The following is a 21,701-nucleotide window of genomic DNA, read 5'->3' as shown; positions in this document are numbered from 1 at the left end:
CGCAGATGCCCGAGAAGATCGACTACGACGCCAAGATCCCCAACAACGTCAACCTCTCGGAGGACCGGCGGCTCCAGCGCGCGCTGGAGGGCTGGCAGCCGAAGTTCATGCACTGGTGGGGCGAGATGGGCCCGACGCTGGAGACCCAGGGCGTCTACCTGCGCACCGCGGTCAGCGTCGGCCGGGAGGGGTGGGCGCACTTCGACCACGTCAACGTCCCGGACTACCGGTGGGGCATCTTCCTCGCCGAGCGCGACCCGGACCGGCGGATCGCCTTCGGGGAGCACAAGGGCGAAGAGGTCTGGCAGCAGGTGCCCGGCGAGTACCGCGCCGACCTGCAGCGGCTGATCGTCATCCAGGGCGACACCGAACCGGCGTCCGTCGAGCAGCAGAAGCTCCTCGGGCTCACCGCGCCGAGCCTCTACGACCTGCGGAACCTGTTCCAGGTCAACGTCGAAGAGGGCCGGCACCTGTGGGCGATGGTGTACCTGCTGCACGCGTACTTCGGCCGCGAGGGCCGTGACGAGGCCGAAGGGCTGCTGCTGCGCAACTCCGGCAGCCCCGACGCACCCCGCATCCTCGGCGCGTTCAACGAGGAGACCGCCGACTGGCTGGCCTTCTACATGTTCACCTACTTCACCGACCGCGACGGGAAGTACCAGCTCGGCACGCTCAAGGAGTCCTCCTTCGACCCGCTCTCGCGCACCTGCGAGTTCATGCTGAAGGAGGAGGCGCACCACATGATGGTCGGCACCACCGGCGTCGACCGCGTGGTGATCCGCAGCGCCGAGCTGATCCGCGAGCACGACACGCTCGACATCGGCCCGCACGGCGGGATCCCGCTGACCCTGATCCAGAAGTACATCAACTTCCACTACACCGTCTCGCTCGACCTGTTCGGCAGCGAGACCTCGACCAACGCGGCGAACTACTACACCGCCGGGCTCAAGGGCCGCTGGCAGGAGACGCGCCGCAAGGACGACCACAAGCTCACCGACGACGCCCGCACGCTGGAGAAACCGGCCGGCGACGGCACCTGGACGGCGGAGGAGATGCAGGCGATCCTGCTGCTGAACCTCGACCTGCGCAGCGAGTACGTGGCCGACTGCCAGACCGGCGTGAAACGCTGGAACAAGATCCTCGCCGACGCCGGGATCGACTTCACGTTCCGCTTGCCGCACCCTGGCTTCAACCGCGAAGTCGGCATAAACTCCGGCCACCACGTCACTCCCGACGGCACCATCGTCGACGAGGCGACCTGGCAGGCGGGCAAGAGCAAGTGGCTGCCCACCACCGAGGACCTGACGTTCGTCCGCTCGCTGATGCACCCGGTGTACGAGCGGGGGAAGATCGCGAGCTGGGTGGCCCCGCCGCGGCAGGGCATCAACGGGAAGCCCTTCGACTACGAGTACGTCTACCTCACGTAGGAGGTCTGGGTGGCGACAGGGTTCAATGCCGCGGAGTACCTGCTTTCGGCCGGGCGCCCGGACGCGACCGCGGTCGTGTCGCCCCGCCGCACGCTCACCTACGCCGAGCTGGCGGCCGAGTCGCGCCGGGTCGCGGGCGGGCTCGTCGAGCTCGGTGTGCGGCCCGAAGAGCGCGTCATGTTCTGCATGGTCGACGACGTCGAGCTGCTCACCGGCATCCTCGGCGCGATGCTGGCCGGCGCGGTCGCCGTTCCGGTGTCGACGATGGTCACCGGGCTCGAGCTGGGCAAGATGCTGGCCGACTCGCGGGCGCGCCTGCTGTGCGTGTCCGGCGAGTTCGCCGAGCAGGCCGTGACCGCGCTCGGGTTCGCGCCGGAGGTCACCGACGTCCTGCTCGACCGGTCGGACGGCGCGGGGTTCGGCGTCCGGACGCACGAGTGGTCGTCGCTGGCCGGCTCGTTCCGAAGTGGACAGACGTGGGAGGACTCGCCCGCGTTGTGGCTGTACACGTCCGGGACGACGGGACAGCCGAAGGGCGCGATGCACCGGCACGCGAGCATCCGCGCGGTGTGCGAGACGTACGCGCGCGGGGTGCTCGAGACGACGCCGGCGGACCGGTTCCTGTCGGTCCCGAAGCTCTTCTTCGCCTACGGGCTGGGGAATTCGTGCTTCTTCCCGCTCGGGGCGGGCGGGACGGCGCTGCTCGAGCCCTCGCGTCCGACGCCGGCGTTGTTCGCCAGACGCGTCCGCGAAGAGCGGCCTTCGCTGTTCTTCGCCGTTCCGACGTTCTACGCGGCGTTGCTCGCGAGCGACGTCCCGGATGACTCGTTTTCCTCGGTGCGGCAGGCGGTTTCGGCCGGCGAGCCGCTGCCCGCGTCCCTGTTCGAACGGTTCCGGGCCCGCTTCGGGCTGGAGATCCTCGACGGCATCGGGTCCACCGAGGCGCTGCACATCTTCCTGTCGAACCAGCCCGGGTCGGTGCGGCCGGGCAGCACCGGCGTCCCGGTGCCCGGGTACTCCGTGCAGATCCGCGACGAGGCGGGCGCGGTGATCGACGCCGTCGGCAAGCCGGGCGAGCTGTTCGTGGCCGGGCCGTCGACGGCGACCGGCTACTGGGCGCGGTACGACGCGACGAAGCTCGTCTTCCAGGGCGAATGGCTGCGGACCGGCGACAGCTACGTCCGGAACGAGGACGGCACCTATTCGTGCCTGGGCCGGTTCGGGGACATGCTGAAGGCGGGCGGGATCTGGGTGTCGCCGTCCGAAGTGGAGGAACGGCTGCGGCAGCACCCGGCGGTGGCCGAGGTCGCGGTCGTCGCGGCACCGGACGCCGACGGGCTCGACAAGCCGGTGGCGTGCGTCGTCGCCGCTCCCGGGGTTACGGTGGACCCGGACGAGCTGATCGAGTTCTGCCGCGAAGGTCTCGCGGCGTTCAAGCGTCCGCGAGGAGTGGTCGAACTGGCGGAACTGCCGAAGACGGCGACGGGCAAGATCCGCCGGAACGTGATCCGTGAGCAGGTCCGCGACGTCCTGCGGGTGGTGCCCAGCACGTGATCGACGGGCACTTCGTGGTGGACGCGCACGTCCACACCCCGCGGCTGCCGACGCTCAAGCCTGCCTGGACGCAGTGGGCGCACGACTTCGCGGGTTCGTACCCGTGGCGTTCGGTGTACTCCTCGGACGGTGCGGTGATCCCGTCGGCGATGGACGAGCTGATGGAGTCCGAGGGCGTCGACCGGGTGCTGCTGTTCTGCGAGTACAGCCCGCGGGCGACCGGGATTCAGCCGATCGAGGACAACTTGCCTTTGGTGGCGCACAACCCCACGCGGTTCCGGCTGGTCGCGAACGTCAATCCGTATCTGCACCACCCACCGGCGTCGGAGGTGGCACGGCAGCTGGACCTGGGCGCGGTGGCGTTGAAGATCCACCCGGTGCACGGGGCGTTCTCTCCGGCGGACAAGGAGCTGTACCCGGTCTACGCGCTCTGCGCCGAACGTGGGGTGCCGGTGATCCTCCATTCGGGAACGTCGAGCTTTCCGGGCTCTCGCACCAGTTTCGGGAACCCCGAGCTGATGTCCGATGTGGTCGAGGACTTCCCGTCGCTGCAGTTCGTCTTCGCCCACGGTGGTCGCGGGTGGTGGTACGACGTCGCGGCTTTCCTCGCACTGGCGCGCGAGAACGTCTGGCTGGACCTCGCCGGGTTGCCGCCGAAGAAGCTGCCGGAGTACTACCAGCGGTTCGACCTCGCCCGGCTGGCCGGGAAGTTCGTGTTCGGGACGGACTGGCCCGGGGTGCCTTCGGTGGCGGCCAACGTGCGGAAGCTGGCCGGGCTCGGCCTGCCCGAGGACGTCTTGACCGGCGTCCTCGGGGGCAACGCGGTGAAGCTGATGCCGGGCCTAGCCTAGGACCTCGTGCAGGCAGAGCACGTTGCCTTCGGAGTCGGTGAACCAGGCGGCCCGCTCGTTACCCAGCTCCGCGATGTGGTCGACCGTCTTCAGTCCCTCCACGTCGAAGTCCTGGAAGCGCACCCCGCGGCCCTCCAAGGCTCTGATCTCGGTCGAAAGATCCGAGACTTCGAAGCTCAACGCCGTGTTCTCGCTCTGCGCTCCGGCCGGCATGGTCCGGAGCCCGATGGCCCCCGCACCCGCCGCGAAGTACAGCGTTCCGTCTTCGCCCTTCCCCGTCTGCTTCAGGCCCAGGGAGTCCGCGTAGAAGTGGCCGGCGCGTTCGCTGTCGGTCACCGGGAGCATGGTCGTGATGGTCGATTCGGTCAGCATGGTTTCCATGGTGCGCCGCGACGCGCACCGCTGTGACCTCGACTTTTTCAACCTCAGGCGTTGAACGCGCGGAGTGTTCGCATCGCTTCCGCGAGTGCCGGCGCGTCGTCACCCAGCGGGGTCAGCACGATGCGGCGCAGGATCTCCGCCGCCGTGGTCCTGGCCTTGTTCGCCATGTCCAGGCCGTGGTCGGTCAGCGCCGCGAACGTGACGCGGCGGTCGTCCGGGCTCGGGACACGGCAGATCAGGTCCGCCGCCACCAGGCGGTCGGCCACCTTCGTGAAGCCGCCGCTGGAGAGCGCCGCCTCCGTGGCCAGCTTGGTCATCGGCATCCGGTGGTCGGGCGAGCGGACCAGGCGCAGCAGGATGTCGAACGACGCGGGTGCGAGGCCGAGGCGGTCGGCGATCTCGCCCATCAGCTTGTCCTGCGTGGCCAGGTAGCCCTCGATGACCAGGCCCCACCACGTGACGATCTCATCGTCGTCGGTCTTCGGATCCACCGGCTCAGCCTACCGGAAAGTCTGTACGGAATATATCTTGCTCGCAAGAGGTTCTGCGGTTACCTTGAAACCAGGAGGCAACCATGGCGATCAAGACGTCCGGCCTGCACCACGTCACCGCGATCGGCGGCGACCCGCAGCGCAACGCCGACTTCTACCTGCGGACCCTGGGCCTGCGGCTGGTGAAGACCACCGTGAACTTCGACGACCCGGGCACCTACCACCTCTACTACGGCGACAGCGCCGGCAAGCCGGGCTCGCTGATGACCTTCTTCCCGTGGCCGGACGCGCCGAGCGGCCGTCACGGCACCGGTCAGGCGACGACCACGTCGTTCTCGATCCCCGAATCCTCCCTCGGCTGGTGGAAGCAGCACTTCGCGGCGAACGGCGTCGAGACCGGCGAAGTCCGCAACGCCGACAACGAAGACACGCTCACCTTCCGTGATCCCGACGGCCTGAAGCTCGCCCTCGTCGCGCACCCGCAGGGCGACCCGCGCGACCCGTGGGACACCGAGCTGGTCCCGGCCGAGCACGCGGTCCGCGGCCTGCACTCGGTGACGCTGTCGGTGAACAAGGAGGACGCCACCGCCGGCATGCTCACCGACGGCCTCGGCCTCAGCTTCGCCACCCAGGACAGCAATCGTTTGCGGTTCGCCGCCGGCGAGGGTGGCCCGGGCGCGCTGGTCGACGTCCTCGTGACGCCGGACGCGCCGCGCGGCCTGGTCGCCGCGGGCACCGTGCACCACGTCGCCTGGCGCGCGCCCGACGAAGAGACGCAGAAGACCTGGCGCGAAGAGCTCGTCGACCAGGGCGTGCACGTGACGTCCATCCTGGACCGCCAGTACTTCCGCTCGATCTACTTCCGCGAGCCGGGCGGCACGCTGCTGGAGGTCGCGACCGACGAACCCGGCTTCGCCATCGACGAGCCGCTGCTGGAACTCGGTCGCGCGCTCAAGCTGCCGCCGTGGCTCGAGCCGCGCCGCGACGAGATCCAGCACATGCTGCCCAAGCTCAACCTCCCCGCCGAGAACAACCCGGAGCTGTCATGACGCTGGCGCACAAGTACGTCGAAGGGGTGCCGGACGCGCCGCTGCTGCTCCTGCTGCACGGCACCGGCGGCAGCCCCGACGACCTGCTCGGCCTGGCACGCGAGCTGAGCCCGGACTCCGCCGTGCTGGCCCCGGCCGGCCCGGTGTCCGAGTACGGCGCCGCGCGCTGGTTCCGGCGGCTGGCCGAGGGCGTGTTCGACCACGAAGACGTCGTCAAGCGCGCGAACGAGCTCGCCGACTTCGTCCTCGAAGCCCGCGAGAAGTACGGGCTGGGTGACCGGCGGCTCGTCGCCGTCGGCTTCTCCAACGGCGCCAACATCGCGGCCGCGGTGACGCTGCTGCGGCCGGAGGTCGTCCGCGAAGCCGCACTGTTCGCGGCGATGTCGCCGGTGCCGGAGCCGCCGTCGCACGACCTGTCCGGCTCCCGCGTCTTCCTGGCGAACGGCGAACACGACCCGATGGCGCCCCTGGCGTCCACGGAGGAGCTGATCGGGCTGCTGCGGGAGCGCGGGGCCGACATCGTCACGCAGCGCCACCCCGGCGGGCACCAGATCACGGTGGACGGCGTCCGCGCGGCCGCGAAGTGGATCGCGCCCTGACGTTTGTACGGAGCGTATATCGGCTCGCCCTACGATCGGGCGATGACTAACGAGGCACTACAGCGTGCTACGAAACTGCTGGACGGCGTCATCCTCGCCGACGGGCACAACGACCTGCCGTGGGAGCTGCGGCAGCACGGCGGCCCGAACCCGGTCGAGGCGGCCGCGTCGCTCGACCTGACCGTCCGGCAGCCTGCCCTGCACACCGACTTCCCGAAGCTCGCCGACGGGAAGCTCGGGATGCAGTTCTGGTCGGTGTACGTGCCCTGCGAGTTCGAAGGCCACAGCGCCGTGACCGCGGTCCTCGAGCAGATCGAGGTCGTCCACCAGCTGGCCGAGCGCTACCCCGGCCGGCTCCGGCTGGTCGACACCGCGGACGAGGCCGAAGCCGCGTTCGCCGACGGCCGGATCGCGTCGCTGCTGGGTGCCGAGGGCGGGCACAGCATCGCCGAGTCGCTCGGCGTGCTGCGGATCCTGCGCCGCCTGGGCGTCCGGTACATGACGCTGACGCACAACTTCAACACCACCTGGGCCGACTCGGGCACCGACGAGCCCGAGCACGGCGGGCTCACCGAGTTCGGCCGCGACGTCGTGCGCGAGATGAACAAGATCGGGATGATGGTCGACCTCTCGCACGTCGCGCCGTCGACGATGCGGGCGGCGATCGAGGTCAGCTCGGCGCCGGTGATCTTCAGCCACTCCTCCTGCCTCGCGGTGAACGACCACCCGCGCAACATCCCCGACGACGTCCTCGCGCAGCTGCCCGGCAACGGCGGCGTCGCGATGACCACGTTCGTGCCGGCGTTCATCTCGCCGAAGGTCACCGCGTGGGACCACGAGCTGAAGGCCGCGATGGAGGCCGCCGGCAAGGAGTACCGGAACCTGGCCCAGCGCGGCGAGTTCGTGAAGGAGTGGGACGGCCCGGTCAAGCCGAAGGCCACCGTCGACGACGTCGTCGCGCACGTCGAGCACGCCCGCGAGGTCGCCGGGATCGACCACATCGGCCTCGGCGGCGACTACGACGGTGTCGGCACGCTGCCGGAGGGGCTGGAGGACACGTCCAAGTACCCGGTGTTGTTCGCCGCGCTGCTCGAACGCGGGTGGAGTGACGAGGACTGCGCGAAGCTGGCCGGGAAGAACACGCTCCGCGTACTCCGGGAGGTCGACGGCTTCGCCCGTTAGGGGGTTTGGCTCAGCGCTCCCCGCGTCCCGGACGGACACTGGTCACATGACGCACGCGCGCGGGGGCGCGGCCGACCGCCCCACCGGCCCGACACACCACGACCTGCCCGGGAACGAGGTGCCCGAGGGCGCCCTCGAGCCCGCCGAACTGCGCGCCGGCGACGTCCGGCCCGGCGCCGAGGAGGTCACGCCGGTGCGCCCGGCCCCGGCCCGGACCGGCGCGGCCACCAAGAAGCGCTCCCGGCCGACGCGGATCAGCGGCACCTGGGTCGCGGTCATCGCCGGGCTGGTGGTGCTGGTGGTGCTGCTGGTCTTCATCCTGCAGAACCTCGACCCGGCAACGGTGCACTTCTTCGGCGCCGAGGGCAGCCTGCCACTGGCGATCGCCATGCTGTTCTCAGCCATCGGCGGCGCGGTACTGGTCGCCCTGATCGGCGGGGCCCGGATCCTGCAGCTGCGGAAGCAGGCCCGTCGCCGCTGACGGCTAGACGATGATCGAGGTCATCGTCAGGACCCGCGCGCAAACGTTTTCGTCGCCCGAAGCCCGCACCCGGCCGAGGTCGGGTGCGTTCCGGGTGCAGAGCCGCCAGAACGTGTCCAGGTCCGTCGTCACGGTGGCCAGCGGGGTGCGGGACGGCGGTGCGCCGCGGTCGAGCGTCCAGCCGTCGCGCTCGCGGCGGGCGTACCACCTGCCGGCGCCGGTGACCGTGTAGCCGACCTGCTTGCCGACGCGCGCGTCGACGCGCGCGTCGACGTCGCGCAGGGTGTGCGGCAGTGCGCGGACGAACGTGTCGGCGATCGGCTCGGCGTACTCGGCCTCCAGCGGCGTGTGCTCCAGCGCTTCGCGGATCTGCACGTGGTGGACCCAGAACTCCGAATAGTCGCGGGCCGCGTCGAGCCAGCGCGGCGCCGGCTCGTCGCCCGCCCAGCTCACCGGTTCGTCGAGCACGTCGAGGTCCAGCTTCGCCCAGTACTCGGTCGTCTGGCCCATGAACTCGTACATCATCGTGAGCAGCACGTCCGTCGAGAGACGGCGGCACGCGACGACCCATTCTTCGTTGATCCGGTCGATGAACCGGGGGAACGCCTCACCCGGGCGGGGGGCTTCGGAGGCGTGCCCGTCGCGGCCGCGGGACAGCCGGCCGACCTTGTCGCCGAGCAGGTGGGCGGCGATGTCCTTGACCGTCCAGCCCGCGCACATCGTCGGACGCTCCCAGTCCTCGGGGGTCAGCGCGCCGAGCAGCGTCATCAGCGCCTGTTCTTCTTTGGAGAAGTACGGGAGGACGTCGATCGGCGGGCCCCAGCGCGTCGGACTCATGTGGGCATCCAAACACCTCCATCCGGCCTACCCGCAGGTAGCATCAGCCCGGAAGCAGAGGGGAGTGGGCTCGTGAACGCAGAGCGACCGAACGGCCGGGGCACCGGGGACGAGGTGGCCGACCTGGCGCGGCGCGCCGGGCAGCTGGCCGGCTGGGCCGCGCGCACCGGGTTCGCGCTGGGCCGCAAGCTCCCCGGCGTCGAGACCGCCGAACGCGGGGTGCGGCAGGTCGAGCGGCAGCTGCTGGCCGAGCTGCGCCGCCGTCTCGACGAGGTCGACGACCCGTACCACGCGGCCCTGACGGCGGCGTCCGCGATGAACCGCCCGGCGGTGCCCGGCAAGGTCGAAGCCACCGTCACCATCGTGCCCGCGCGCGACAACCACGCCGAGCCGCTGCGCGCCGCGATGGCCGAGCTGCTCAACCACTCCATCGGCTTCGGCCGCGAGCGGGCGCGCGAGTACTTCTACGCGATCATCCTGCGTCAGCTGACCCCGGACGAGGCCCGCATCCTGTCCGCGCTGTCGGACGGCTCGCCGTTCCCGGTGATCGACGTCGTCGAGCGCACCGGCCTCGGCGGCAGCGGGCGCGTCGCGCTGCGCAACGCCTCGACGGTCGGCAAGGCGGCCGGGGTGTCGCTGCCCGACCAGGTGCCCGGGTACGTCACGCGGCTGATCGGGCTGGGGCTGGTCGACCTCGACGAAGAGGTGCCGTCGCTGGAGACGCAGTACGAGATCCTGCTGACCGACGAGACCGTGCGCGACGCGGAGAAGCACGTCAAACGCGCGAAGTACGTCCGGCGGACGATCCACGTCTCGCGCCTGGGGGCGCAGTTCTGGCAAGCCTGCGACCCGAGCTTCGGCTGACCGGGGATGGGGTCGTTCCTCGCCGGCATCGTCGCCGACTTCGCGCAGCACTGGCCCCTCTACGTCTCGATCCCGATCGTCGCCGCGCTGATCGGCTACGGCACCAAGCTCGTCGCGATCCGGATGATGTTCCAGCCGGTGGAGTTCATCGGGATCAAGCCGTTCCTCGGCTGGCAGGGCATCGTGCCCAAGCGCGCGGCGCGGATGGCGAGCATCGCCTGCGACACGATGACCGAGCAGCTGATCAAACCCGCCGAGGTCGTCGCGCGGCTGGACGCGTCCCGGATCGCCCAGGAGATCGAGAAACCGCTGCTCGCGGGCGTCGAGGACATCGTGCGCGAGGTGGCCGGGCACTACCAGCCGGGGCTGTGGGAGTCGCTGCCGGTGCGGGTCCAGCGGCTGGTGATCGAGCGCGTCCAGCACGAGTCGCCGCGGATGGTCGCGGCCGTGCTCGACCTGATCAAGTCCGATGTGGACAGTGTGTTCGACCTCAAGGGCATGGTCGTCACCAGCCTGGTCAAGGACAAGCGGCTGCTGAACCGGATCTTCCAGGAGGCGGGCGCGAAGGAGTTCAAGTTCATCGCCCGCTCCGGCCTGGTCTTCGGCGGCGCGATCGGCGTGATCCAGATGGTCGCGTGGGTGCTGTTCAAGTTCCCGCTGATCATGCCGCTGTTCGGCCTGTTCACCGGCTGGTTCACCGACTGGCTGGCACTGCGGATGATCTTCTACCCGATCGAGCCGCGCAAGTACTTCGGCGTCACGTGGCAGGGGCTGTTCCTCAAACGGCGCGCGGAGGTCGCGGAGGCGTACGGCTCGTTGATCGCCCAGGAGATCATCACGCCGCACAACGTCATCGAGGCGATCCTCCACGGCCCGCTGTCGGACCGGGTGCTGGCGTTGATCCAGCGTCAGCTCGACCGCGAGCTCGGCAGCGTCGCGAGGCCGTTGCTGGTCTTCGCGGTGGGCAGCCGGAAGTACCAGGACGTGAAGCTGGCGATCGCGGAGCAGATCATGAACCGCCTCCCGGAGACGATGCGGTACATCGAGGACTACGCGACCGACGCGATGGACATCCGCAACGTCCTGGTGTCGAAGATGAAGGAGCTCTCCCCGCACGAGTTCGAGCGGCTGCTCCGGCCGGCCTTCGAGCAGGACGAGTGGATCCTGATCGCGACGGGCGCGGTGCTGGGCTTCGCGGTCGGTGAGGGGCAGGTGCTCTTGCTGGAGCACCTCGCGGCCTGACGGCGGAACAACTCCACCCGAACGGCCGTACACCCGGACGTATCCCTGCGCTCACCTTGCGCCTCTACTCTGCGTCAGTACGACGACGGGCGGGGGAGCCCATGCCTCAATCAGCCGAACCGTGGCCGCAGGAGATCCGGCTGGCCATGACCATGGTGGGCGGTGCCAGCCTCGCCATCTGGATGGGCGGGGTCGCCACCGAGACGTCGCAGCTGCTGCGCGAGTCGCGAGGGGACGCCGAACCCGGGCTCTACCGCCGGCTGCTCGACCTCCTGCGCGCGTCGGTGTCGATCGACGTGCTCACCGGGACCAGTGCCGGTGGGGTCAACGCCGCCTGTCTCGGCCTGGCCGAGGCCTTCGGCTCCACCCCGCAAGTACTGCGGGACACCTGGATCGAGATCGGCTCGCTCGAGAACCTCGTCCGCGACCCGGCCGAGGCGCAGCCGCGGTCGATCCTCGACGGGGACCGCGTGCTGCTCGGCGACTTCGAACGCGCGCTGCACCGGATCAGCGACGCCGGGGCCGCGCCCGCCGAGCCGCCGGACGTCACCGTGCTGCTCACCGGGACCATGATCGACGGCGAGACCACCCGGTTCGACGACGCGCTCGGGAACCTCGTGCGGGACACCGAACATCGCATGCTCTTCCGCTTCGACGGTCCACTGTGGACGCAAGGCGTGCAGGGCCCGCTGGCGCTCGCCGCGCGTTCGACCGCGTCGTTCCCGGGGGCCTTCGAGCTGTCGCGGATGCCGATCGGCCCGGACGGCGTCGACGAGCTGCACCCCGACATGACCGCCTACACCGACCTGACCCGCTCGCACTGGCTCACCGACGGCGGTGTGCTGCTCAACAAGCCGCTGCGGCCGGCGCTGCGGGAGATCTTCGAACGTCCGTCGCACGCGGACGTCCGGCGCCTGCTGCTCTACGTCGTGCCGACCGGCGAGCGGGAGGCGACCGAGATCGCCTGCGACGCGGCGAACCCGCCGTTGCTGTCGAACGCGATGAGCAAGGTCGTCTCGACGGTGATGAGCCAGTCGATCAGCGCCGAGCTGGAGGACCTGACCCGGCACAACGACGCCGTCGTCCGGACGCGCGACACCCGCGTCTCGCTGGCGGCGCTGGGCCTGCGCGGTGGCCCGGAATGCCTGGTGGACAAGGGAATCGCCACTTCGTACCTGGAGCGGCGGACGGCCGAGGACGCGGCCGAGCTGGTCCGTGTCGCCACCCGCCGGTATGCGCTGTCCGATGTGGACACCGAGGATCGGGAGTGGGCCTCGGGGATGTCGCAGCAGCTGCGCGCGGTCGCCGTGGCCGGGCTGAGCAGCGGCATCCCGCCGGAGCCGCCGTCGGCGAGCATGACCGTCGCGGACCTCGTCGCGTACCGCACGAGCGCGCTCGACGACGCCGTGGCGACCGGGCTGCAGCTGATCAACGCCGGGTTCAAGCTCGGCCCCGATCCCACGCAGGCGAAGGAGCTCAACAACGCGCGGGCCGGGCTGCACGCGGCGCGGAAGACCTCCGCCCGGGGCGTGCGGCTCGCGCAGTGGGTCGCCGCGCACGACGAACCCGGCGCGAGCAGCACGCTCGACGCCTGGATCCGCGAGCTCGCCGGGGAGTGGGCCGGGCTGGGCCGCTCGGACGACGTCGCGCAGGCCTGGCCCATGGTCGTGACGGCGTTGCGGGCCGCGACGCCGGCGTTGCGCGCCCTGAGCGGCGAGACGCCCGGCACGGTCAAGACGCTGCTCGACTGGCTGGATCTGCCCGGCGGTGGCGACGACGTCGTCCAGGCCCGGTTGCTCGGCCTGCACGTCGCGACGCGGGGGCTGCTCGCGCAGGCGCCGTCGGTCGACCAGCGGGTCGAGCTCGTGCAGGTCAGCGCCGATTCGCGGACGCTGCTGGACCTCAAGCGACGCCGGTCGGCGGACAAGCTGACCGGGTTGCAGGCCGACTACTTCGGCGCGTTCTACAAGTCTTCGTGGCGCGCCAGCGACTGGATGTGGGGCCGCGTCGACGGCGTCGGCTGGCTGGTGCAGTGCCTGCTCGACCCGCGACGGCTGGAAACCCTGCGTGAGCTCGTCGGGGCGGAAGCCTTCCGCGACGAACTGGTCACCGCGCTGAAGCCGGCGTGGCGGGTGCCCGACCGCGACGACAACGCCGAGCCCGCCGAGATCGGGGAGCTGACCGGCCAGCTCGACGCCGAGCTGGCGTTCCTCGGGCTGGACTCGGCGCTGAACGCCGTGGACTTCGCCACCGAGCGGCCGGTCAGCATGCCCGTGACGGCGATGGTGCTGGCCCGCGCGCGCCAGGCGGAGATCGCCGCGGAGGAGCTGCCGGTCGTCGCGACGCGGGCGGCCGCCGACGTCAAGGTGAGCGGGTGCAGCGGGAAGGCGTCGGCCGGGTTCCGCACGCGGGCCGCGCAGCCGATCGCCGACGCGGCCGCCGCCCAGCGCGTGTTCCAGGCGTGCCAGGTGTCGGCGGAGAAGCTCGCGGGCGAGCAGGGCACGGCGCAGCTCACGCGCACGCTGGTCAAGCTCGGCGCCGCGACGGTCAACGCGGGGACGGTCGCGTTCCGGCTGCCCGGCGGCTGGCCGAAGACGGTCGCGGGCATCCTGCGGACGGTGGCCCGGAGCACGGCGAAGGTCACGCAGAGCGCGTCCAAGCTGGGCACGCCGGGCTCGCTGGCGGCGGGCGTGCTGGCGCTGCTGGCCGGCCTGGTCATCGGCGACAGCGGCGGCGCGATCCTGCAGTGGATCGGCCTCCCGGTGCTGGCGGGCGCGGTCATCTACCTCGCGACGGCGTTGCTGACCATGGGCCGCACCGCGCGCCGGCTGTTCGCGGCCCTGGGCGTGCTGGTCGTGGCGGCGCTGCTGCTGGCGTCGTTCCTGCCCCCGCTCGCGCAGCCGTTCTTCGGCTGGCTGGGCAGCGTGGTGGCCGGCTGGCGGCGCGGCGAAGGCGCGGTGTGGTGGCTCGTGGTGTCCGGGCTGCTGGTCCTGCCGGCCGTCGTGATGCCGGTGAGCGGGATCTGGCGCCGGCTGCGGCACCGGCGCGGCGCCTGATCCGGACGATCCACCGTCGCGGGGGCCGCTGAGTGGGAGACGTCCGGTCAAGGGCGCCGCTCGTGCGGACTCGTGCGGAATACGGCCCGTCGCCTTGCGATCACGGGCTCGAAGGTTCAGGGTGCGGGTAGGTCGCGAACCACGGGTGCGCGACCCAGCCGCGCGTATGCCCCGGGACCGTCCACTTCAAACAGGTTTGTGGGACTCCTCACCGGGTACCCCGCGTCGCCCCAGGTCATTGCGGGGTCGGTGAGCTGCGTCGCTGGCAGGTCGAAAATTCTCTGTTACGTTTCCTGAGTATGTCCGTAACGCACTTGATCGAATCGCCGACCAAGGCGGACGGCGCGGAGCTGTGGCGAATCGCGCGCGATTCCGCCAAGCTCGATCTCAACTCGCCGTACGCATACATGCTGTGGTGCCGCGATTTCGCCGAGACTTCGGTGGTCGCGCGTGAAGACGGCAAGGCGGTCGGATTCGTGACCGGCTACCGCCGGCCGCAGGAACCCGGTGTCGGGTTCGTCTGGCAGGTCGCGGTCGACGCGTCGCAGCGGGGAAAGGGCCTGGCCGGCACGCTGCTGGATGCGCTGTACACGCGGCTCGTCGCCGACGGGGTGCGTTACCTCGAGACCACCATCACCCCGGACAACGAAGCGTCCATCCGGCTGTTCACCTCCTTCGCGAAGCGCTGGGAGGCGCCGGTGGAAACCACGGTGCTGTTCGCCGGTGCGGATTTCCCCGGCGACGGTGAACACCTACCGGAAGAGCTTTACCGCATCGGTCCGCTCACGGCACGCAAAGATCCGGGCGAGTAGGAGAAAAGAAACGTCATGAGCATCTTCGAAGAGCTCGAATCCGAGGTCCGCAGCTACAGCCGCGGCTGGCCGGTCGTGTTCGACCGCGCCCAGGGCAGCCATCTCTACGACGAGAGCGGGAAGTCCTACCTGGACTTCTTCGCCGGAGCGGGCGCGCTGAATTACGGGCACAACAACCCGCGGCTCAAGCAGGCGCTGATCGACTACATCCAGCGTGACGGCGTCACCCACGCGCTCGACATGTTCACCGTGGCGAAGCGCGACTTCCTGCAGACCTTCCGCGACAAGATCCTCGACCCGCGCAACCTGAACCACAAGGTCGTGTTCCCGGGTCCGGGTGGCGCGAACGCGGTCGAGGCGGCGCTGAAGCTGGCGCGGAAGGTGACCGGCAAGGAGTCGGTCATCAACTTCACCAACGCCTTCCACGGCATGACGCTGGGCGCGTTGTCGGTCACCGGCAACTCGATGAAGCGCGGCGGCGCCGGCGTCCCGCTGGTGCACGCCACCCCGATGCCGTACGACGCGTACTTTGACGGCGCGATGCCGGACTTCCTCTACTTCGAGAAGCTCCTCGAAGACTCCGGCAGCGGGCTCAACGAGCCGGCCGCGGTGATCGTCGAGGGCGTGCAGGGCGAGGGCGGCATCAACGCCGCGCGCCTGGAGTGGCTGAAGGGTCTCGACGACCTCTGCAAGCGCCACAACATCCTGCTGATCCTCGACGACGTCCAGATGGGCTGCGGCCGCACCGGCCCGTTCTTCAGCTTCGAGGAAGCCGGGATCACGCCGGACATCATCTGCCTGTCGAAGTCCATCAGCGGCTACGGCCTGCCGATGGCGCTGACGCTGATCAAGCCGGAGCTCGACGTCTGGGAGCCGGGTGAGCACAACGGCACCTTCCGCGGCATCAGCCCCGCGTTCGTCACCGCGACCGAGGCGATCAACGCCTACTGGAGCGACGACGAGCTCGAGAAGTCGACCAAGGCGAAGGGCGAGCGCATCGCCGCCGCCTTCTCCGGCATCGTCGAGGCCTACCCGGACGCGAACCTGGCCGCCAAGGGCCGCGGCCTCGCGCGTGGCCTGGAGTTCGAGAACGGCGACCTGGCCGGCCGGGTCTGCGCCGAGGCGTTCGCGCGCGGCCTGCTGATGGAAACCTCCGGCCCCGACGGCGAAGTCATGAAGCTCCTGCCGCCGCTCACCCTGACCGACGACGAACTGACCCAGGGCCTCTCGATCATCGACGAATCGATCAAGGCCGTCCTCAAGAAGTAAAGGAGTACGACGTGCTCGTCCGCACCCTCGACGACGTCACCGACACCGACGCCGACATCAAGACCCCGAACTGGCGCAGCAAGCGCATCATCCTGGCCAAGGAGGGCGTCGGCTTCTCGGTGCACGAGACCACGCTGTACGCGGGAACTGTCAACGACTTCTGGTACGCGAACCACGTCGAAGCCGTGTTCATCACCTCCGGTGAGGGCGAGATCGAAGACCTCGCCACCGGCAAGGTGTACGAGCTCAAGCCCGGGACGCTGTACCTGCTCAACGACCACGACAAGCACCAGGTCCGGCCGCGGACCGAGATCAAGTGCGTGTGCGTGTTCAACCCTCCGGTGACCGGCCGCGAGGTGCACGACGAGAACGGCGTGTACCCGCTGGTCGTCGAGGAAGCGTAAGAGCAGCGAGGAAACAGGAGGCGAAGCCGTGACGCTGACGGACACCCGGGTCGACGACGGTTACCCGACCCGGATCACCGGTACGCCGGCCCACCTGCCGCGCGTGCACCCCACGGTGTGGGGCACCGAAGCCGACGGTCCGATCGACGCCGCCACGCTGGCGAACCACGAGACCAACGGCTACACCGTGGTCGACGACCTGCTCTCCGTCGGGGAGGTCCAGGCGTACTGGCAGGAGCTGGTGCGGCTGTCCTCCGACAAGGAGCTCGCCCGGGACGAACGCGTGATCAGCGAGGCGCGCACCGGTGAGGTCCGGTCGATCTTCGACGTCCACGAGATCTCGGGCCTGATCGCCGAGCTGGTGCGCGACCCGCGCGTGCTGGACCGGGCCCGGCAGCTGCTCGGTTCCGACGTGTACGTGCACCAGAGCCGCGTCAACTACATGCCGGGGTTCAAGGGCACGGGCTTCTACTGGCACTCGGACTTCGAAACCTGGCACGCGGAGGACGGCATGCCGTCGCCGCGCGCGGTCAGCTGCTCCATCGCGCTCACGGACAACTACCCGTTCAACGGCGGCCTGATGATCATGCCGGGCTCGCACCGGACGTTCGTCCAGTGCGCCGGCGAGACGCCGGACGACAACTACAAGGCGTCGCTCAAGGACCAGCGGGTGGGCGTGCCGAGCGAGGACGACATCACGAAGATGGCGGCCGAGCACGGCATCGACCAGTTCACCGGCCAGGCCGGCTCGGCCCTGTGGTTCGACTCGAACATCATGCACGGCTCGGGCAACAACATCACCCCGTACCCGCGCTCGAACATCTTCCTGGTGTTCAACAGCGTGGAGAACGCGTTGCAGGAGCCGTTCGCGGCGAGCACACCGCGGCCCGCGTTCATCGCCGGCCGCGACTCGACCCCGATCTCGCGCTAGGTCACAACCCACCGGTGACGGACTCGGTGCGCTTTGTTACCGTGTCGCCACCGTGCGAGCGTGTGGCCCGCGCGACAGACGTCTTCGCGGACGATCGGCGGGTGCTTCGCTCGGGGTGAGCTCACCCGCCCGGTCGCCTTCGAAGACGACGGGTGGACCGCGCCCCCTGGCGGCCCAGCCGGGAGTTTTACGACGACCCCGTACCAGCGGATCGGGACCGCTGGTACGGGGTCGTCTCACGTCCGGGGTGACGCTCCGCCGGTGGATGTCGCACCCCGTCCCACTCGGCGCTGCGGAATCCGCAGAACGGCCAAAACTCCTGGTACCGGCCCCCTTCGACAACCCGTCACCACGGTAGGTTGATTTCGCGCGAGGGAGACCCCCGGGGAGGTGGGCGCGAGCATGGCCGAATGCCGGTTCCAGCTGCTCGGGCCCGTCCAGCTCTTCGACGGCGACGTCGCCGTCCCGATCGGCGGCCCCGGCGTCCGCGGGCTGCTCGCCCTGCTCGCGCTCAAGCCGGGCAAGGTCGTCGGGCTCGACGAGATCATCGACGCGCTCTGGGGCCACGACCCGCCCGCCACCGCCCGGACCATCGTCCACGGCAACGTCTCCCACCTGCGGCGGATCCTGCGGGACATCGACGGCCCGAGCATCCTGACCACCCCGCCGGGCTACCGGCTGGACGTCGACCCCGACCGGATCGACGTCCACCGGGCGCGCACCCTGCTCGACACCGCGTCGCCGGCCACCCCGGAAGTCGCCGCCGCGCTGCTCGCCGAGGCGCTCGCGCTCTGGCAGGGCCCGGCGCTCGGCGGCGTGCCCGACTCGTTGCGGGCGCCCGAGCTGGAGGACCTCCGCCTGGCCGTGCACGGTGCCCGCGTCGACGCCGACCTCGACCTCGGCCGGCACGCCGAGCTGATCGTCGAGCTGAGCCCGATCGTCCGCGCCGATCCCCTCGCCGAGCGGACCGCCGGCCAGCTCATGCGGGCGCTCTACCACGCCGGGCGCCGCGGGGACGCGCTCGAGCTGTACCGGACCGTCTCGCGCGCCACCCTCCGCACCCTGGGCGTCGAACCCGGCGCCGAGCTGCGCTGGCTGCACGAGCGCGTGCTCAACGACGACCTCCCGGCGCGCGGCTCCGCCGCCACCCCGGCCACGGCCGCCGAGCCGGGCAAGCCGATCTCGCAGCTGCCCGCCGCGGTGCCGAGCCTGGCCGGGCGCGCCGACGAGCTGGCCTGGCTCGACAGCTTGGTCACCCGCGCCGAGGCCGGCGAGACGACGATCGCGATCGTCACCGGGACCGCCGGGGTCGGCAAGAGCAGCCTCGTCGTGTGGTGGGCGCACCGCGTCGCGGCGCGGTTCCCGGACGGCGTCCTGTTCGCGTCACTGCGCGGTTTCGACCCGCACCACCCGCCGCTGGAACCGGCCGAGCTGCTGACGCAGTTCCTGCTCGGCCTCGGCGTCGAGACAGCCAAGATCCCCGAGCTGCTGCACGAACGCGTCGCGCTCTACCGGTCGCTGATCGCCGGGCGCCGGATGCTCGTGCTGCTCGACGACGCCCGCACCGCCGAGCAGGTGCGCCCGCTGCTGCCGCCGAGCGCGCGGACGATGACGGTGGTGACCAGCCGGTCGCGCCTCGACGGGCTCGCCGTGTCGAACGCGGCCAAGCAGCGCGTGCTCGGCACGCTCGCACCCGAGGACGCCGTCCGGCTCATCGAAGAGCTCGCCGGCCCGGCCGGGCACAACCACACGCTCGCCCGGCTCTGCGGCTACCTCCCGCTCGCCCTGCGGATCGCCGGCGCGCGGCTCTCGGCGAGTCCGCAACGGACCGCGGAGGAGCTCGTCGACGAGCTCGGCAACGAGCGGACGCGGCTGGCCGGGCTGCAGGTCGACGGCGCCGACGACGGCGTGCGCGCCGCGTTCGACGTCTCCTTCCGCGGCCTGCCGGGCGAGATCGCCGAGACGTTCCTGCAGCTCGGCGCGGTGCCCGGGGTGATGGTCGGCCCGCACCTGATGGCCGCGGTGGCGCAGATCCCGGTCGTCGAGGCCCGGCGGCGGCTGCGCGCGCTGGCCGCGCACAACCTGATCGCCGAGACCGCGCGGGACGTCTTCGCCCCGCACGACCTCGTCTGGCTCTACCTGCGCGAGCTCGCGGAACAGGAGCTCGGCGAGAAGGAGCGCGACGAGACGGTCGGCTGGACGGTCCGCTACTACCAGGCGGTGGCCGATCGGGCGCGGCGCCGGCTGGGCCACGTCGCCGACCCGCTCGACTTCACCGGCGTGCTCGCCGACGAGGCGATGCCGCCGCTGGACGGCTTCGCCGCGGCGCAGGACTGGTTCGCGACCGAGTGGCCGAACCTGCTCGCGGCCCTCGACGCCGCGTACGCCGCGGGCCGCTACGACGACGTCTGGCGGCTGGCGCGGATCGGGCACGGCTACCGCGTCGCGTGCCCGCTGCTGGACGAGTGGTCGCGGATGGCCGACCTCGGCGTCGCCGCCGCCGAAGCCGCGGGCGACGTCGCCGGGCAGTGCTGGCTGCGGCTCGCGCGGTGCGAGATCGCGCTGACGTTCGACCTGCCGGGCTTCGGCCTGGCCGACGCCGAGCGGGCGCTGGAGCTGTCCGCCGGGCAGGCGGACGAGCGGCTGGTCACCTCGGTCGACCTGCACCTCGGCCGCGCCCTGAGCCGGCGCGGCGAGCACGAGAAGGCCATCGACCGGCTGGCCAAGGCGATCGCGGAGGCTTCGGACGTCACTTTGCGAGGCCAGGCGCTGGGCAGCTGCGCGCAGGCGGAGAAGCGCGCGGGCCGTCTGCCCGACGCGATCGCCCACCAGCTCGCGGGGCTGGCGATCGACCGCTCGCTCGGCGACGACCACCGCGTGGTCGTCTCGCTGGACAAGCTGGCCGAGCTCAGCCTGCGGGCGGGCGACCTGGAGGCCGCGGAGCGGTACGTCTGGGAGGCGATCGACCTCGCGATCAGCCGGGAGTTCGCGGCCCGCGAGGGCGCGCTGCGGCTGACGCTGGGCCGGGTGCTGCGGGCTCGCGGTGATCTCGACGGCGCGCGGGAGCAGCTGGCGTTGTCGGTGCGCATTTACGAGCGGGTGCACCCGAAGCTGGTCGGTGAGGTCCGGACCGAGCTCGCCGAACTGCAGTGAAGATTTCGCGTGACAACTTTCCGGCGGTGATCCACATTCATGGAGATAAATGCCGGTTGCGAATGGATCACGACCCGGCTTCCCGGGTCGATCCTTAGTGGATTCTTAGTGGCCCCGGGCGGCGTCCGCGTAGGTTCGGCAGTGCCGGCTGAGCCCTAGGGGAGGGGCAGGCTGAGACGCCGGCGCCGGGCCCCGTGCGGGAAAACCCCGCCGGGGCCGGGAGCCGCCAGGAGCGGCTCGTGACGGCCCGGCCGGCCGACTTGGGGGTAGGCCGGCCGGTCGTCAGGCTCCCGGTCGTCGCAGGTCAGCTCACGTTCGCCGTGCAGAGCGCGATCGTCGTCCCGCTGTTTTCCGCGACCTTCTTGCCGTCGACCAGAATGGCGCAGCTGATTTCGTTGTTGAGCTGTGAATTGCGGGTGTCGGCGGTCAGCGTCAACAGGTACGAACCATTGTTGTAGGACGCCGCGCCCTCCCACGCGTCGGTGCTGGCCGGCGCGTTCTCCGTCCGCTGGTCCGACAGGCTGCCGAAACGCACGGTCGCGCCGCCGGCGGAGGTCACCTGGAACGTCACGGTGTGCTTGTCCCCGGCCGCCGCGGGCAGGTGCAGCCCGGACTCGCCACCGCCGAGGAAGGTCGAGTACGCCAGCATCCCGCCCGTCGAGAGCAGCGCGGCGACCGAGACCGCGGTGGCGGTGATCGCCAGCCCGCGATCGCCCGCCGTCCCCTTCTTGACCTGGGTCAGCCCGACGACCGCCAAGACCAGCCCGATCGCGCCCAGCGGCCACGCGACGAACCCGATGTCCGGGACGAAAGCGACGACCAGGGCGGCCACGCCGAGCACGAGACTCACGATCGCGAGGATGTTCCGCCCCGGCTTCGCGTTCGCTTGACGACGCTCCGTGGCCGTCACCGGTGGCGCGGGCCGTCCGTGGCGCGCGGCGGTCGGCGGCGGGTACTGCGGGTCGGTCATCATGCGGACCCCTTCGGGTGGGAGTGCGACGACGTTAACCCATAAGAGTGCCCACGAACGAAATTGTTACATTCTGGAAAAAGTCATTGTCCCACCATTTCGCGGCAGGTGTCGGTATTTCCTGACAACGTGCGCAGGGTGTGGCCGG

At 70.6% G+C, this 21,701-nt stretch carries 19 protein-coding genes; 15 read left to right on the top strand and 4 right to left on the bottom strand.

What is annotated here, in order from left to right; genetic code table 11:
* Window positions 1-5: 5 nt before the first annotated feature.
* Genes boxB through ACZ7PG_RS29135 form a run of 3 tightly spaced genes read left to right on the top strand, consistent with a single transcriptional unit; the run spans window position 6 to window position 3,832 of the window.
* Window positions 6-1,427, top strand: a complete 1,422-nt coding sequence (gene boxB / locus ACZ7PG_RS29145) for a benzoyl-CoA 2,3-epoxidase subunit BoxB (protein WP_470242231.1) — start codon at window positions 6-8, stop codon at window positions 1,425-1,427.
* A 9-nt stretch (window positions 1,428-1,436) separates the two neighbouring features.
* On the top strand, window positions 1,437-2,981 hold the full coding sequence (locus ACZ7PG_RS29140) for a benzoate-CoA ligase family protein (protein WP_470242230.1): 1,545 nt from the start codon (window positions 1,437-1,439) through the stop codon (window positions 2,979-2,981).
* Window positions 2,978-3,832 (top strand): amidohydrolase family protein, encoded by an 855-nt coding sequence (locus ACZ7PG_RS29135; RefSeq protein ID WP_470242229.1) that lies wholly within the window; start codon window positions 2,978-2,980, stop codon window positions 3,830-3,832. The genes ACZ7PG_RS29140 and ACZ7PG_RS29135 overlap by 4 nt, the downstream gene beginning before the upstream one ends.
* On the opposite strand, the gene ACZ7PG_RS29130 is transcribed toward ACZ7PG_RS29135, so the two are convergent.
* The gene (locus ACZ7PG_RS29130; protein ID WP_470242228.1) at window positions 3,824-4,204 is read right to left on the bottom strand and encodes a VOC family protein; all 381 of its coding nucleotides are present in this window, start codon (window positions 4,202-4,204) and stop codon (window positions 3,824-3,826) included. The genes ACZ7PG_RS29135 and ACZ7PG_RS29130 overlap by 9 nt on opposite strands.
* 53 nt (window positions 4,205-4,257) lie before the next feature.
* The gene (locus ACZ7PG_RS29125; protein ID WP_470242227.1) at window positions 4,258-4,704 is read right to left on the bottom strand and encodes a MarR family winged helix-turn-helix transcriptional regulator; all 447 of its coding nucleotides are present in this window, start codon (window positions 4,702-4,704) and stop codon (window positions 4,258-4,260) included.
* A gap of 83 nt (window positions 4,705-4,787) precedes the next feature.
* Here ACZ7PG_RS29125 and ACZ7PG_RS29120 point away from each other — a divergent pair, with 83 nt between their 5' ends.
* From ACZ7PG_RS29120 to ACZ7PG_RS29105, 4 genes are read left to right on the top strand one after another with little or no spacing between them, the layout of a single operon-like run.
* The gene (locus ACZ7PG_RS29120) at window positions 4,788-5,753 is read left to right on the top strand and encodes a ring-cleaving dioxygenase (protein WP_470242226.1); all 966 of its coding nucleotides are present in this window, start codon (window positions 4,788-4,790) and stop codon (window positions 5,751-5,753) included.
* Complete coding sequence (locus tag ACZ7PG_RS29115) at window positions 5,750-6,352, top strand: alpha/beta hydrolase (protein ID WP_470242225.1); 603 nt, start codon at window positions 5,750-5,752, stop codon at window positions 6,350-6,352. The genes ACZ7PG_RS29120 and ACZ7PG_RS29115 overlap by 4 nt, the downstream gene beginning before the upstream one ends.
* Window positions 6,353-6,394: 42 nt before the next feature.
* Window positions 6,395-7,534, top strand: coding sequence for a dipeptidase (locus ACZ7PG_RS29110; protein ID WP_470242224.1), 1,140 nt, complete (start codon window positions 6,395-6,397; stop codon window positions 7,532-7,534).
* Window positions 7,535-7,580: 46 nt separating this feature from the next.
* Complete coding sequence (locus ACZ7PG_RS29105; protein WP_470242223.1) at window positions 7,581-8,015, top strand: LapA family protein; 435 nt, start codon at window positions 7,581-7,583, stop codon at window positions 8,013-8,015.
* A gap of 3 nt (window positions 8,016-8,018) precedes the next feature.
* Here the strand turns inward: ACZ7PG_RS29105 and ACZ7PG_RS29100 are convergent, their stop codons facing one another.
* Window positions 8,019-8,852, bottom strand: coding sequence for a maleylpyruvate isomerase family mycothiol-dependent enzyme (locus tag ACZ7PG_RS29100; RefSeq protein WP_470242222.1), 834 nt, complete (start codon window positions 8,850-8,852; stop codon window positions 8,019-8,021).
* A gap of 72 nt (window positions 8,853-8,924) precedes the next feature.
* Between ACZ7PG_RS29100 and ACZ7PG_RS29095 the strand changes: the two genes are divergently transcribed.
* From ACZ7PG_RS29095 to ACZ7PG_RS29060, 8 genes are all read left to right on the top strand, one after another.
* Window positions 8,925-9,716, top strand: a complete 792-nt coding sequence (locus tag ACZ7PG_RS29095) for an Abi-alpha family protein (protein WP_470242221.1) — start codon at window positions 8,925-8,927, stop codon at window positions 9,714-9,716.
* A 6-nt stretch (window positions 9,717-9,722) separates the two neighbouring features.
* Complete coding sequence (locus tag ACZ7PG_RS29090; RefSeq protein WP_470242220.1) at window positions 9,723-10,958, top strand: DUF445 domain-containing protein; 1,236 nt, start codon at window positions 9,723-9,725, stop codon at window positions 10,956-10,958.
* A gap of 101 nt (window positions 10,959-11,059) precedes the next feature.
* Window positions 11,060-14,014 (top strand): patatin-like protein, encoded by a 2,955-nt coding sequence (locus tag ACZ7PG_RS29085; RefSeq protein WP_470242219.1) that lies wholly within the window; start codon window positions 11,060-11,062, stop codon window positions 14,012-14,014.
* Window positions 14,015-14,313: 299 nt separating this feature from the next.
* Window positions 14,314-14,826: a diaminobutyrate acetyltransferase gene (ectA, locus tag ACZ7PG_RS29080; protein ID WP_470242218.1), complete on the top strand. Its 513-nt coding sequence runs from the start codon at window positions 14,314-14,316 to the stop codon at window positions 14,824-14,826.
* Between the two features lie 15 nt (window positions 14,827-14,841).
* Window positions 14,842-16,095 (top strand): diaminobutyrate--2-oxoglutarate transaminase, encoded by a 1,254-nt coding sequence (gene ectB / locus ACZ7PG_RS29075; protein WP_470242217.1) that lies wholly within the window; start codon window positions 14,842-14,844, stop codon window positions 16,093-16,095.
* Window positions 16,096-16,106: 11 nt separating this feature from the next.
* Window positions 16,107-16,499 (top strand): ectoine synthase, encoded by a 393-nt coding sequence (locus ACZ7PG_RS29070; protein ID WP_470242216.1) that lies wholly within the window; start codon window positions 16,107-16,109, stop codon window positions 16,497-16,499.
* A 28-nt stretch (window positions 16,500-16,527) separates the two neighbouring features.
* Complete coding sequence (thpD, locus tag ACZ7PG_RS29065) at window positions 16,528-17,430, top strand: ectoine hydroxylase (protein WP_470242215.1); 903 nt, start codon at window positions 16,528-16,530, stop codon at window positions 17,428-17,430.
* Window positions 17,431-17,832: 402 nt separating this feature from the next.
* Window positions 17,833-20,583, top strand: coding sequence for an AfsR/SARP family transcriptional regulator (locus ACZ7PG_RS29060; protein WP_470242214.1), 2,751 nt, complete (start codon window positions 17,833-17,835; stop codon window positions 20,581-20,583).
* 304 nt (window positions 20,584-20,887) lie between these two features.
* On the opposite strand, the gene ACZ7PG_RS29055 is transcribed toward ACZ7PG_RS29060, so the two are convergent.
* Window positions 20,888-21,556 (bottom strand): DUF4190 domain-containing protein, encoded by a 669-nt coding sequence (locus ACZ7PG_RS29055; protein WP_470242213.1) that lies wholly within the window; start codon window positions 21,554-21,556, stop codon window positions 20,888-20,890.
* Window positions 21,557-21,701: the final 145 nt, after the last annotated feature.

This window comes from Amycolatopsis sp. NPDC114504, from assembly GCF_055633595.1.
The sequence above is the reverse complement of the archived record's forward strand: the minus strand, read 5'-3'. Positions and strand labels throughout refer to the sequence as shown.